The organism is Brevibacillus sp. HB2.2 (assembly GCF_013284275.1).
Taxonomy (GTDB): domain Bacteria; phylum Bacillota; class Bacilli; order Brevibacillales; family Brevibacillaceae; genus Brevibacillus; species Brevibacillus brevis_D.
The window spans coordinates 26,334-38,533 of record NZ_JABSUV010000033.1 but is presented as its reverse complement, the minus strand read 5'-3'; the positions used below and the strand labels follow the sequence as shown (position 1 = coordinate 38,533).

The 12,200-nt window shown below is 46.6% G+C and carries 12 protein-coding genes; 7 read left to right on the top strand and 5 right to left on the bottom strand.

Annotated elements, in window-relative coordinates; genetic code table 11:
- Window positions 1-50: 50 nt before the first annotated feature.
- Window positions 51-794: a LytR/AlgR family response regulator transcription factor gene (locus HP401_RS32675; RefSeq protein WP_173606508.1), complete on the bottom strand. Its 744-nt coding sequence runs from the start codon at window positions 792-794 to the stop codon at window positions 51-53.
- Window positions 769-2,481, bottom strand: coding sequence for a LytS/YhcK type 5TM receptor domain-containing protein (locus tag HP401_RS32670; RefSeq protein WP_173606507.1), 1,713 nt, complete (start codon window positions 2,479-2,481; stop codon window positions 769-771). The genes HP401_RS32675 and HP401_RS32670 overlap by 26 nt, the downstream gene beginning before the upstream one ends.
- A gap of 273 nt (window positions 2,482-2,754) precedes the next feature.
- Between HP401_RS32670 and HP401_RS32665 the strand changes: the two genes are divergently transcribed.
- Window positions 2,755-4,086: an MFS transporter gene (locus tag HP401_RS32665; RefSeq protein WP_173606506.1), complete on the top strand. Its 1,332-nt coding sequence runs from the start codon at window positions 2,755-2,757 to the stop codon at window positions 4,084-4,086.
- Between the two features lie 147 nt (window positions 4,087-4,233).
- Here the strand turns inward: HP401_RS32665 and HP401_RS32660 are convergent, their stop codons facing one another.
- Both HP401_RS32660 and HP401_RS32655 read right to left on the bottom strand, forming a co-directional pair.
- Window positions 4,234-4,764, bottom strand: coding sequence for an ECF transporter S component (locus HP401_RS32660; protein WP_173606505.1), 531 nt, complete (start codon window positions 4,762-4,764; stop codon window positions 4,234-4,236).
- Between the two features lie 194 nt (window positions 4,765-4,958).
- Window positions 4,959-5,534, bottom strand: coding sequence for an NAD(P)H-dependent oxidoreductase (locus HP401_RS32655; protein ID WP_173606504.1), 576 nt, complete (start codon window positions 5,532-5,534; stop codon window positions 4,959-4,961).
- Between the two features lie 142 nt (window positions 5,535-5,676).
- Between HP401_RS32655 and HP401_RS32650 the strand changes: the two genes are divergently transcribed.
- The 6 genes from HP401_RS32650 (at window position 5,677) to HP401_RS32625 (ending at window position 10,425) form a co-directional block, all read left to right on the top strand.
- Window positions 5,677-6,696 carry an AraC family transcriptional regulator gene (locus HP401_RS32650; protein ID WP_173606503.1) on the top strand — a complete coding sequence of 340 codons (1,020 nt, stop codon included), beginning with the start codon at window positions 5,677-5,679 and terminating at the stop codon, window positions 6,694-6,696.
- A gap of 131 nt (window positions 6,697-6,827) precedes the next feature.
- Window positions 6,828-7,484 (top strand): TetR/AcrR family transcriptional regulator, encoded by a 657-nt coding sequence (locus HP401_RS32645; protein WP_173606502.1) that lies wholly within the window; start codon window positions 6,828-6,830, stop codon window positions 7,482-7,484.
- Between the two features lie 11 nt (window positions 7,485-7,495).
- On the top strand, window positions 7,496-7,864 hold the full coding sequence (locus HP401_RS32640; protein ID WP_173606501.1) for a DUF4180 domain-containing protein: 369 nt from the start codon (window positions 7,496-7,498) through the stop codon (window positions 7,862-7,864).
- Window positions 7,865-7,866: 2 nt separating this feature from the next.
- Window positions 7,867-8,556 carry a formylglycine-generating enzyme family protein gene (locus HP401_RS32635; protein WP_173606500.1) on the top strand — a complete coding sequence of 230 codons (690 nt, stop codon included), beginning with the start codon at window positions 7,867-7,869 and terminating at the stop codon, window positions 8,554-8,556.
- A 37-nt stretch (window positions 8,557-8,593) separates the two neighbouring features.
- Window positions 8,594-9,145 carry a MarR family winged helix-turn-helix transcriptional regulator gene (locus HP401_RS32630; RefSeq protein ID WP_173606499.1) on the top strand — a complete coding sequence of 184 codons (552 nt, stop codon included), beginning with the start codon at window positions 8,594-8,596 and terminating at the stop codon, window positions 9,143-9,145.
- Between the two features lie 74 nt (window positions 9,146-9,219).
- The gene (locus tag HP401_RS32625) at window positions 9,220-10,425 is read left to right on the top strand and encodes an MFS transporter (protein WP_173606498.1); all 1,206 of its coding nucleotides are present in this window, start codon (window positions 9,220-9,222) and stop codon (window positions 10,423-10,425) included.
- Between the two features lie 36 nt (window positions 10,426-10,461).
- On the opposite strand, the gene HP401_RS32620 is transcribed toward HP401_RS32625, so the two are convergent.
- Window positions 10,462-11,934 (bottom strand): MFS transporter, encoded by a 1,473-nt coding sequence (locus HP401_RS32620; protein ID WP_173606497.1) that lies wholly within the window; start codon window positions 11,932-11,934, stop codon window positions 10,462-10,464.
- Window positions 11,935-12,200 lie beyond the last annotated feature (266 nt).

The window sequence follows — 12,200 nt, the reverse complement described above, 5'->3', positions numbered from 1 at the left end:
GCGAAAAGATACTATCTCTCCGCTCCGTCCCTCATCCTTCTCCCAAAAACTCACAAATTCATCAACCCCCGAAACGCTTTCATCCTCCCCCTACTAACAGGAATATCCGTCTGACTATCATCATTCATCTTAATCAAATACGTATGATTAAACCACGGAATAATCTCTTTAATATGCTTCACATTCAAAATATAGTTCCGATGACTTCGAAAGAAAGAGCGGGACCGATTCAAAATCTCCTCCAGCTCATTTAAGGACAAATCACACTTGTCGATACTCTCTTTTGTCGCCACATATAAATCTTTCTCCCGCACAAACGCAAAGTAAATCTGCCCTACTGGGATCGGAATGATCTTGTTGCTCTTCCGGATGCATACATGCTCTTCCATCAGGGGAACTGTCGCGATGCGGTCATTCATGGCCGCTCGCTTCCTCAGTGTCCGCACTTTTTGGATCACATCATCCAATTTCGATTCCATGATCGGTTTGGTCAAATAGCCCACAGCCAGCGTGGAAAAAGCCTCCAGAGCGTGTTCGTGATAGGCAGTCGAAAAAACGATCAATGGGGGATTGGACATCTGATTCAATGTTTTGGCAAATTCAAGACCATTCATCCCGGGCATCTGAATATCGAGCATAAGCAAATCAGGCTCGGAATTGATCATATGAGGCAATGCTTCCAGTGGATTGGTATAGATTGCGTCCACCTGGATATCAATATATTTTTTCAGCAAATATTCCAATTCGGAACAAATGGCTGGCTCGTCATCAATAATGATCGTTTTCAGGAGCATCTGGATGCACTTCCTTTTCAAATGCGGATAACGGAGCGACAAAGGATACAACTGTTCCCAAACCGGGCTTGCTTTGAATCGTGAGGCCGTATTTTTTACCATAAATGGATTGCAGCCGTGAATGGACATTGATAAGGCCGATGCCTTTTGATTGGCTGTTCCAGATTTCGGCTAAACGCTCTTCACTGATTCCAACTCCATTGTCTTCAATGCTGATTTTCACTTCATGGTCGTACGGTTCCACTCGAATCGTGAGCAGACAGTCGCTAACTTTTGGGGAAAGTCCATGGTGAATGGCATTTTCTACGATTGGCTGCAAAGTCAAGACAGGCATTTTGCACTCCAGCAGGGTTTCGTCGATCTCCATGTTCACCTTTAAACGGTTGCTAAATCTAACCTTCTCGATTTCCAAATACGACTTGATTCCGTCCAGTTCTTCCTGCAAGCTGTGATGATTTCCCTTGCTTTTCAAATTGCGCCTGAAGATGTCGCTTAAATGACCGATTAAGTTTCTCGCTTGATCAGGGTCTGTTCGACAGTAAGACATTATCGTCCCCAAGGTGTTGAACAGAAAATGCGGGTTGATTTGTGCTTGCAGGGCGCTCACTTCAGCCTGCTTTCGCATTTTCGCTTGATGCTCGATCTCCGCCAGTTCAATTTGGACTGACAGCAGCTTGGCTAGGCCGTCCACTAGCTTCTCGTTGGTCTGGGACGTCTTGGAGGAAGAGGTTTTATAGTAGAATTGCAACGTCCCGATTTTCTGGTTTTGATGATACAACGATGCGGCGCTGATCGATTTTAGGCGAGGTGGATGCGGAAGAGCAAAATCTTTGTCGCACCATATCCCTGTAGGGTGGTTCAAAACAGCCTCCGCTACTTGTGCACACAGCGTCTCTTTCTGCAAATGATTCTCCAGTTCATAGCCTTTTGCGCTGAGCAGCTTTTCGCGGTCGGTAATGGCGACTGCATCCACTCTGGCCATTTCACGGATCAGTTCAGCAGTTTTTTTCGCAGAATATTCATTTAGCCCCGTCCGCAGATGAGGCAACGTCTGGCTTGCAATCGACAAGGCAAGGTTTGCCCCCAGTGCGCCGGACTGGTCTTGCATCATTTTGAGATTTTGGAAAACGCGCGTGAAGAGCAGCAGACCTGCAATGGTCATAATTGTGGTCGGGATCGCGATTTTTACTTCCAGCTCGAGTGCCGCTGAAAAAGGCTTGGCCATGAGCAGCACCAACACTTTTTGAATGAGCTCGGCTGTAACGCCAATCAGTACGATATGCTGCCATTTCAGACGCAACATATTCATTTTCGTACTGACGATCCCGGCCAAGTAGCCGTTCATTACGGTCGAGATGGCACAGGCGAATGCGGTAAATCCACCGATGGAATAGCGATGAATACCTCCTATTAGGCCGGCCAAAAAACCGACGACAGGCCCCCCGATCAACCCGCCAGCGACGGCACCGACAATGCGCGTATTGGCGAGTGCGTCATTGACCCGTAAGCCATTCTCCGTTCCGATAACCGACAGGAACCCAAACAGCGTAGAGAGGATCACGATCCGCATCCAGTTGTTTTTCCCGTACATGATGTTCCGAAAGTAATCGAGTTGGCCGATGATAAGGGCGATGACTGCAATTACAGAGATATTTTCAAGCAGTCCCAGAAGCATAGTGATTGTCATAACAGCCGCCTCCCTATGGAAAAGGGTAGCCCGAACTGGTCGAAAAATCAATGTAACTCAACTGGGTTTTTCGGCAGCTCGGATGCCGTTTTTGCACATCTGGAAGTATTCAATAGATTCTAGCAAAACAAACAACTTAGAATAAAAGCAGTTCTTCGAGAATCCATCCGGGTAAATATGTAAACCCTTTCAAAGCATCGTTTCATTTTGAAAGCGGTTCAACGATCCCAATTGCGAATGGATTCGGGTCAAACATAAGGAGGGGGCAAAACAATGAAGCCATCGAGTGATCGTGAAAATACGCGGCGAATCACAAGCAACATCTTTAAAGGTTCACTGGGGAACCTGATTGAATGGTACGACTGGTATGTCTATGCAGCTTTTGCGGTTTACTTCTCTTCTCAGTTTTTTCCAAAGGGCGACGCTACCAGCCAGTTATTGAATACTGCCGCTGTTTTTGCTATCGGATTTTTAATGAGACCGATCGGGAGCTTGCTCCTGGGTCGATATGCTGACCGTCATGGGCGCCGTGCTGCGTTGACGCTGTCTGTTACCATCATGGCGGGTGGTTCTCTGGTGATTGCCGTAACACCAAACTATGAAACAATCGGCGTGTTTGCGCCTATTATTCTCGTTCTTGCCCGCTTGCTTCAAGGTCTTTCGCTTGGCGGGGAATACGGAACATCTGCCACGTACTTGTCCGAGATGGCTTCGAGTGGTCGCCGAGGGTTCTATTCTAGCTTCCAGTACGTCACACTGATCAGTGGTCAGCTGTTGGCATTGGGTGTGCAAATTATTTTGCAGCAAATACTCCCAGAAGAAGCCATGATGGCATGGGGCTGGCGAATTCCGTTCATCATCGGAGCATTTGGCGCAGTAGCCGTATTGTGGTTGCGTCGCAGCATGGACGAATCGGAGCAGTATACCAAAATGGAGTCGAAAAACAAGGAGAAGGCGGGTACACTTCGAGAGCTGATGAAGCATCCGAAGGCGGTGTTGGCAGTCGTCGGCCTTACACTCGGGGGAACCATTGCCTTTAACACCTACACGACCTATTTGCAAAAATTCATGGTGATTACGGTAGGACTGCCGAAAGAAGTAGTCAGCTGGATTAACTTTACCGCATTGCTCGTATTCGTTGTCTTGCAGCCGCTTGCTGGTATGCTGTCCGACCGAATTGGACGGCGCCCGTTGTTGATTGGTTTCGGTATTCTTGGAACATTGTGGACCGTACCGATGTTTATGCTTCTGGAACAAACGACTAGCCCATATGTTGCTTTCCTGCTGATGCTATCTGGTCTTATCATTGTTACTGGTTATACGTCCATCAATGCGATCGTGAAAGCCGAGATGTTTCCTACCGCTATTCGGGCTCTGGGTGTAGGATTTCCATACGGGGTGACCGTTGCGATCTTTGGAGGAACAGCGGAGTTCATTGCGCTATGGTTCAAAAGCATCGGGAACGAGTCTCTCTTCTATTACTATGTAGCAGCTTGTATTGCCATAAGCCTCCTCGTATACTGGCGCATGGGTGAGTCGTCGAAAAACTCCCAGATCGAAGCTGAGCTAAACACTGAAAAGGATAAGCATGCTTCTAATCAATAGGAGTGGACGGACATTTTGAAAGCGGTTCGATCCCGTTATGTCCACCTAACTATAAAAACCACGATCCAATGGGTCGTGGTTTTGTATTTGGTAGAGTATGAAAAAACGCCCAAGAGAACACATGTCTCCTGAGCGATTTTTCTCTTTTTAACCCTGACCTACAATCTTCTTCAAACGTCCCACCAGCGGGACAACAATAACCGCTGCTACAACCACCTGCAAAACGTTCCCCGGAATGGAGCCAAACGGCTGAATCCAGTTCCCGTAAAGAATAACCTCAACAAAGTAGTAGCCCACGATCTTAATCACCAATGCAGCGACAACTGCGAGTGCGTACACAAATACCCGATTGCCAGGCCCCTTTTCGGCGATGAGGCCAGCTACATAGCCCATTGCACCCACGATAACGAAGGTAAACGGTGCCCATGCTGTCCAACCGGAGATAAGGTCAAAGAGGCCCATACCAAAAGCTCCAGCGATAGCTCCTGTTTTTCTGCCATACACAAAGGCTGCAATTAAAAGAGGCACGTTACCGAGATGAATGAGGCCACCGTTACCCATGATCGGGAGTCGTAAATTGATAAACATGGTGGCTGCGAGCGTAAAAGCGATGAAGAGTGCGTTAATAACTAAGGTTTTCGTCTTTGTTGCTTTTCTTGGTGAAAAAGTAGAATCCATATGATAGCCTCTTTCTTATTATTTTTACTATTATCATACTCACAATCAGCTACATAATAAATACACTTTGCACGATTTATTTGCATAGGTAAATCATTCCAATGAATAGATAAGTAAGCGAATAGGAAAGACTCAAGCTGTAATAGGCTTGAGTTTTTGTTTTGTCGCTCTGGTTCGTTTTTTTCACCGTACGCTTAGGCAAGCCTCTCCCCAAGCTGTTTCATTTTCTCCAGCCACTTCTTGCGCTTTTCCTCCGCCGAGGCATTCACCCCACTAATCTCCGTAACCTTCACGGGCTTAATCCCACAAAACTTCAAAATGTTGCGTTTCATCACAAGATGACCGGCTTGCCAGTAGATCAATCGGTTGTACCAAGATGGGGTATCCATTGTCACAATTACATGGGCGGTTTTGCCTGTTAACAGCTTATCCCAGAGTGACGAACCCTCCCGATATTTATAGGCGAATCCGGATAAAAGGACGCGATCGAAAAACCCCTTCAAAATAGCGGGCATCGTGCCCCACCAGGTCGGATAGACAATGACCAAATGATCCGCCCAACGGATGAGGTCCTGTGCTTCTTTTAGGTCATCCTCCAGCTCTGTTCTTTTCCGATATCCATACTTCAAATTTGGGTCGAAAGCGATTTGGCTCAAATCAATGGTGCGAATTTGTGCTGCTTTGCCTGCGGCTCCTTGCATATAGGCGTGCGCCAACGCAGAGCAATAGCTCTCGGGATCTGGATGTCCGATGATAACGAGAATGTTCATTTTCATATCCCCCTGTAGAGTCGATTCCATAACCGACAGATCGTGGTAAACTGAACTGTATTCAGCATATCGTGTGGAATGGAACAGATGAATGATCGAAGGCGCATAAATGTTGTGGATTCACGCAAAGGAGGTTCCGTACTTGGAAAATGCGCATGGGTTTGCGATTTCGATGGTGTATCCGGTTATGAAAACAATTACTCACAAGAAGCTTGATTTTGAGCGTTTTTGTGATCATATTTCTTTCGACAGTAGCTTGCTAAAGGATGTAGAGGCGCGGATTGATGAAGCAGAGCTCGAGCGCTTGATGAAAGAAGCTGCCATTTACACGCAGGATGATCATTTCGGACTGCATCAAGGACAGTTAACCGATATTGCCGATCTGGGCATCCTTGGCTATGTCATGATGCATTCGGAAAAAATCGTCGATGCATGGAAGGCTTATCAGCGATATCACGTGATCCTTTGCAGCGGGTACGAGCTGGATTGGGAAGAGCGGGGGCAGAATGTTTTCCTGCGGTTTCATAGACAAAGCCCTGGGAGCGTGTCTCGACATTGCATGGAAGATATGATCAGCTCCTTGTACCACTTGATCGTCCGTATGAGTCATCAGACCATTCCGTTACAGTCCATACATTTCACACACGACGCTACGGATGATATCGCTCCGTATTTAAAATTGTTCGGGATGGAGCCTCACTTTGGTGAAGAAGAAAATGGGCTCTTGGTAGGCAAAGAAGTTTTGCAATACCCGATCCTGTATTCAGATGTCCGGCTGCGGAAAGCTTTCGAACCAATCGCGGAAGAAATTAGAGAGAGGCTGATAAGGGGGCGGGAATTTTCGGACCGCGTGTTTCAATGGATGATGGGATGTATGCCTGCGGCTTTTCCGACCTTACAGCAGACTGCGGCTGCTTTTCATATGAGTACGAGATCTCTGCAAGCGAAACTAAAGGCAGAGGACACTTCCTATCATGAATTGTCCACGAATGTCCGCAAAGAAATGGCGATGGGGTATTTACAGCAAGCGGAGCATTCCATTGGAGAGATTGCATACCTGCTGCATTTTTCAGATCCAAGCGCCTTTCAAAATGCTTTCAAGAAATGGACGGGGCTGACACCGGGGCAATATCGGATCAGTCGCCAAGCACTTGCCATGTAACGGCAAGATCGAACACGCTGCGTAAGCGTGTTTTTTTGTGTTGTCGAACCTATTAAGTTTGACAAACTGGAAAATCATGGTGTACACTTTTTTTATTCTGACCGTACAGTATAAATAAACGAGGTAAAATCATGCCCAAATTAGGAATGGAACCAAAGCGCCGAGCAGATGTCATCAATGCGACCCTCACTTGTATTAGCAATCATGGGATTGATGGCATGACGCTGGATAAGGTGGCGGAGTATGCGGACTGCTCAAAGGGTGTCGTCACATATTACTTTAAGAATAAGGATAATTTGACGAGTGAAGCCTTTCAGGCATTCTTGGCCTATTATGGCTTGAAAATCGAAGCTGACATTGAGAACACCATGACCGCCCAGGAAATGATGGACGTCACGCTTGCGCACATCTTGCCGCCATACGTGAATGACAAGGAAAAACGGATCAATGTTTCGCAGCTGGATGGCATCGCTGAGATGTACATCCCGCATGAAGATCAAGCAAGACTCTTTGTCCAATTCTTCTCCAAAGCCGCATTGGACCCCAAGCTGCAAGAAGTGGTTGCGAAGAGTTATATGAGAGATTTGCAGGGCATCACCAAGATTTTTGAATACGGCAAACAAACTGGGCTTATGTCTGTAGAGGATTCACAAAACGCTGCCTACGGACTCATGGCGATGGTTGTTGGCTTGAGCTTCTTTCGAGTGGCGAGCGTTTCGCCAGCAACCGGTGAAGACAACCGATATATTTGTGAGGATTATGTGAGGCAGATGACGACTAAAAGATGAGGAGGATACACATGAATATTACAAAGGTAGAAGCTGGCGGGAAAAATATTGCCATTGTGAGTGGTAGCGAGGTACTTATAGGGGATGTGCAGTCCGCATTGGATCTGATTGCAACGGTACATTATCAAGCAGACAGTGAGCGTATTGTTCTCAACAAATCGTTGCTTAACGAAAGCTTTTTCGATTTGAAAACACGCCTTGCTGGGGAAATCCTTCAGAAGTTCATCAATTATCGGGTGAAAGTGGCAATTGTAGGAGATTTTTCGGTGTACACAAGTAAAAGTCTAAAAGACTTCATCTATGAATCGAACAACGGAAACGACATCTTTTTCTTGCCGACCGAAAAGCAGGCGATTGAGAAGTTAAGCCAGGTGAAATAGAGATGGAGCGGTCGTACACCATGGTGAGCATCCCAGCAGGGCATATCGAATTACGGGATGATCGGATCAAGGAGACATGGACAACCGAGGTGAACGCTTTTTTACTCGCACCGGTTCCTGTTACGAATGCGTTATATTTCTCGGTTGTACAAAAAGTAGCTGGACCGAGTGACCACCCAGAGGCTCCCGTCGTGAATGTCTCGTGGAACGATGCGATTTCGTTTTGCAATCTGCTTTCTCAGCAAACAGGTCTCACGGAATGCTACTCGATAAGTGAAGATGGTGAGCGTGTTAGTTGGAACGAGGAAGCGGATGGCTATCGTCTGCCGACAGAGGCGGAATGGCAGTACGCTTGCAAAGCAGGGACGGGCGGTTATCGGTACGGCGAGCTGGATGAGATCGCATGGTACGAAGGGAATGCTGAGGGTACAGCACATACGGTAGGACAAAAGCTGCCGAATGCGTGGGGGCTCTATGACATGCTGGGAAATGTTTGGGAGTGGTGCTGGGACCTTTACGATGTAAACGTGTATGGCTCCTACCGAATTTTTCGCGGTGGCAGCTGGGCAGAAGAGTCCAGAGGCTGTGGGGCGACGTGCCGCAGACGCAGTCACCCCACGTTTCGAATTGATGATCTCGGCTTTCGTCTTGCCAGGGGGGGTTGCAAAATCCAAAAAAATCCTTTATATTGATTTTAGTTAGATAATCTAATTAAATTCAAGGTGGATTATGAGCAGAAAAAACAAGTGTGAGCATACATCCGATCAATTGCCGAAACTTGGTATTCAGCCATATTTGCATCTGATGGAAACAACTGCTCTGCAAAATACGGATCGCAAATTGGCTCAGTTGGGATTATTGATGCTATGGCTGGGGGATAACGCCATAGACGTCATTGATTTGAATTTGGAGAAATTCGGCATAACGGAGTGTAAATGGGACGTATTGCTGTTGCTTACGTTACATAAAGACAGAGAACTTATCACCCCTTCTTCGCTTGCAGACAGGCTGGGGATTCGGCGTGCTTCTGTTACAGCTTTGCTGGACTGGCTGGAAAAAAGGCACTGGATCATCAGGGAGCAAAGCACGCTGGATGGTCGGAAGATTCATGTCAAAATAACGCAAGAAGGCAGAGAATTGGTAACCAGCGTACTGCCAGTTTTTTGGTCTGCTTGCTCCTCCATTATGAGCGAATTAGAAGAGGAAGAACGGATGCTGTTGGAAAAAATCTTGATGAAGTTGAATAACAGCATGGAAGAGAAACTGGGGGTGGGAAGATAAGATCATATTTTTTTGTGAATATAATTAGATAATCTAACTAGAATGTGTGTAACTATTTGAAAAAGAGGTGTGCGATGTCACAGCGAAATTACTCACTCATGACGGCAATTCTCTGCTGGTCTGGAATCGTCGTCATGTCGAGCTTATACGTTACGATTCCCCTTATGACCCTGTTTGCCGATCTTTTCAGTATTACGTTGACACAGGCTGCAGCAGTAGGCAGCGCATTTTCGGTTGGGTTTGCCATAGGGTGCCTGATTTACGGACCGTTGTCCGAAAAGTATGGCCGCAAGAACGTTATTGTGATCGGGATGATTGCCCTGGCTCTCTTTTCTTTGTTGCTTGGTAGTGCAAATGATTTCGTATGGATCATTGTACTCAGGGGCTTGCAAGGTGCTGCCGCTGCTACGTTCTCGCCTGTTGCACTCGCCTATGCTGTGGAAATGTTCCCTGCGGCAAAGCGGGTAACGGCAATCGGATTTATCAGCACGGGATTTTTGGCGGCAGGAATCATTGGTCAAGTGCTCAGCACCATAATGAGTCAACAATACAGTTGGCACGCCGTATTCTATATGCTTGCTGCTATCTATTTTGTAACGCTGTTTGTGGTGATGAGGTGGCTGCCAAAAGAAGAGAGTCCCCTTGCTACCGTTAATATTTGGGAGCCGATTAAGCGAATTCCCTCCTTGTTCAAACAAAAAAATATTGTCTTGAGCTACATAATCGCTCTTGTATTGCTTATGTCTTTTGTTAATATGTATACAGTCTTGAGCAGTTATTTGGCGGGATCTGATTTTGGGCTTAGCAACAAGGAGATGCTGCTTGTTCGAACGATTGGTGTAGTGGGTATGCTCATTTCTCCGCTGGCGGGCGGGCTGGCAAAACGGTTTGGCTTACGTACCGTGCTCCGCTTCGGATTAGGTTTGGCAGTGGTCAGTATGGCTTCCCTCGGTATGATATCTAACTTGGCTCTTTTGATTGGTACGAGTGTGCTTTTCGTTGCTGGAATTGCGTTATCCGTTCCTTCCGTGATCTCGCTTGTTGGACAGCTAGGGGGCAAATCGCGGGGAATTGCGGTTTCTGTTTATACGTTTATCCTGTTTTCGGGAACAAGTCTTGGGCCGATATTGTCCATCCGATTAATGAATGTTGGAAGCTATGAACTTACTTTTGTCCTGCTTGCAATCGTACTAGGAATTGGTCTGTTGGCTGCATGCCTGATTCGCAGTGATTCTGCAGTTGAAAGTAGTAGCACAAAACCTCCTTCGCCACTAGCTTAGTGGTTGAGGAGGTTTTGTTGTTAGAAACGATGGCTGCTATTGATTATTTTGTTGATTCAGCAAGCGTTCTCGCCGCTTATGCACGGCAATGAAAGCGGCAAACACGAGCAACAGACATCCTGTGAACAGAAACCCTTCCTCGATGGAGAAGGGCAGCCAACCTAAAAGACCTGAGCCGACGACCACACCGAGAGAGAAAAAGGCGTATAAGTAACCGTGTGCTTTCCCCCGCAATTCTTGTGGCGTCGATTGAATGAGCATCGTATTGACAGAAGGAAACAAGAGAGCAAAGCCGATCCCATATAGTCCTAAAATGCAGTACAGTGCCAATGTCGTGTTGGATTGACCAATAAGCAGCTGACTCACGCCCATGAAGCCAATTCCGATGGACATCGTTTTGGAAGGAGCTACACGATCAAAAATCCGGTTTGTCGGAAGCACAAAAAGCAAGACGGCAATGATCCCAAAAGTGCTCATTAATGTACCGCTTATTTTCGAATCGTATCCAAGCGATTGCACATGCAAGGGCAAAAGATAAGCGATCACCCCTTGTGAAAACATGAGCAAAAAGGCACCGCCGTAAGCCTTGATTATCCCAGCATTGAAGATCAAGGCTGAGGTCGGAACGTCCTTCTTAAGCTTCTCTTTCTTGCAAGCCTGAGTGGATTTCAGAAAAATGACGGACAGGATGGTTAGGAAAAAGCCCATAACAGCTACACATGTAAAGACAAAAGGCACGGAGGTTTTGCTTGCCATAATGCCGCTGAATGCAGGTCCGATAATCGCTGCGAGTCCCACAAAGGTACCGGTGAAGGCAACCTTTCGTCCTTGCTGCTCTTGTGTCGTGTTATTCGCAGAAAAAGTAAAAGCAGCAGGAACGATCAAACCGGCGACAAATCCGTGAATGATTCGCACGATAATCAACAGAAACGGCTGATCGACGATATGATACAGCAGCAAGGCACAGCTCGATAAAACCAAGCCGATCAACAGTGGTTTGGATGGACCAACCTTATCTGTCAGTATGCCTGAGATAATATTGCCAAAGGTATTGGCTAGCGAATACAGACCGATGACAAACCCTATAACAAATGAGCTGGCACCTACGGAAGCAGCAAATGTACTCATGACCGGCAGTTGCGAGAACAAATCAAAGAACGAGAAAAAAACGATGGCGTATACGAGCAGGGCATTGTTAAACGGCTTCAGAGGATACACATCCTGTGCCGTTTTCAGTCTGCGATCCAGAAAGAAGTTCCCAAACGGTACAAAAGCGGCGAGTATTGCAGCAAGAGACCAGAGCAGGCTCCATCTCACGCGAATGGCTGCATAGAGTATCGCCAGAGCATACAAGCAAAATATCCCGCCGTGAATACTCCCTATGATGGTTACCGCTTTGTCTAAGCCCCACACGTATTTCAAGGGCATCGCGATGCCCATCAATACTAATAAAGAAAGGCCATCGAGTAGGCCTGTAAGACGTAAAAAGTAAATTGGATGTACCCGCACTTGTGACTCTCCTCATTTTTTATGAAGTAATGCCTCTATCCTATCATTTTTTTTGAGGAAGAAAGTGAACAAATTCGGGTCATTCCTGTGTCGATATCATGAGGGCGGTCGCCCAATCACGACTCTATCGACGGGTCTTCTGTTTAAGAGTGACATTTTATGGGTGATTGTTTACAATTTACATAAGTTTTTGAAGGAATTTCAAATCGATCATAAAAGTTTGGTTCCAAAGTTCGTCCAAACAAATAGGATTGGCGAGGTGTCCC

Bases quoted from the DNA above. Each gene is read 5' to 3' on its own strand.
- HP401_RS32675 (WP_173606508.1), bottom strand. From the start codon at position 794: ATGCTCCTGAAAACGATCATTATTGATGACGAGCCAGCCATTTGTTCC.
- HP401_RS32670 (WP_173606507.1), bottom strand. From the start codon at position 2,481: ATGACAATCACTATGCTTCTGGGACTGCTTGAAAATATCTCTGTAATT.
- HP401_RS32665 (WP_173606506.1), top strand. From the start codon at position 2,755: ATGAAGCCATCGAGTGATCGTGAAAATACGCGGCGAATCACAAGCAAC.
- HP401_RS32660 (WP_173606505.1), bottom strand. From the start codon at position 4,764: ATGGATTCTACTTTTTCACCAAGAAAAGCAACAAAGACGAAAACCTTA.
- HP401_RS32655 (WP_173606504.1), bottom strand. From the start codon at position 5,534: ATGAACATTCTCGTTATCATCGGACATCCAGATCCCGAGAGCTATTGC.
- HP401_RS32645 (WP_173606502.1), top strand. From the start codon at position 6,828: ATGCCCAAATTAGGAATGGAACCAAAGCGCCGAGCAGATGTCATCAAT.
- HP401_RS32640 (WP_173606501.1), top strand. From the start codon at position 7,496: ATGAATATTACAAAGGTAGAAGCTGGCGGGAAAAATATTGCCATTGTG.
- HP401_RS32635 (WP_173606500.1), top strand. From the start codon at position 7,867: ATGGAGCGGTCGTACACCATGGTGAGCATCCCAGCAGGGCATATCGAA.
- HP401_RS32630 (WP_173606499.1), top strand. From the start codon at position 8,594: ATGAGCAGAAAAAACAAGTGTGAGCATACATCCGATCAATTGCCGAAA.
- HP401_RS32625 (WP_173606498.1), top strand. From the start codon at position 9,220: ATGTCACAGCGAAATTACTCACTCATGACGGCAATTCTCTGCTGGTCT.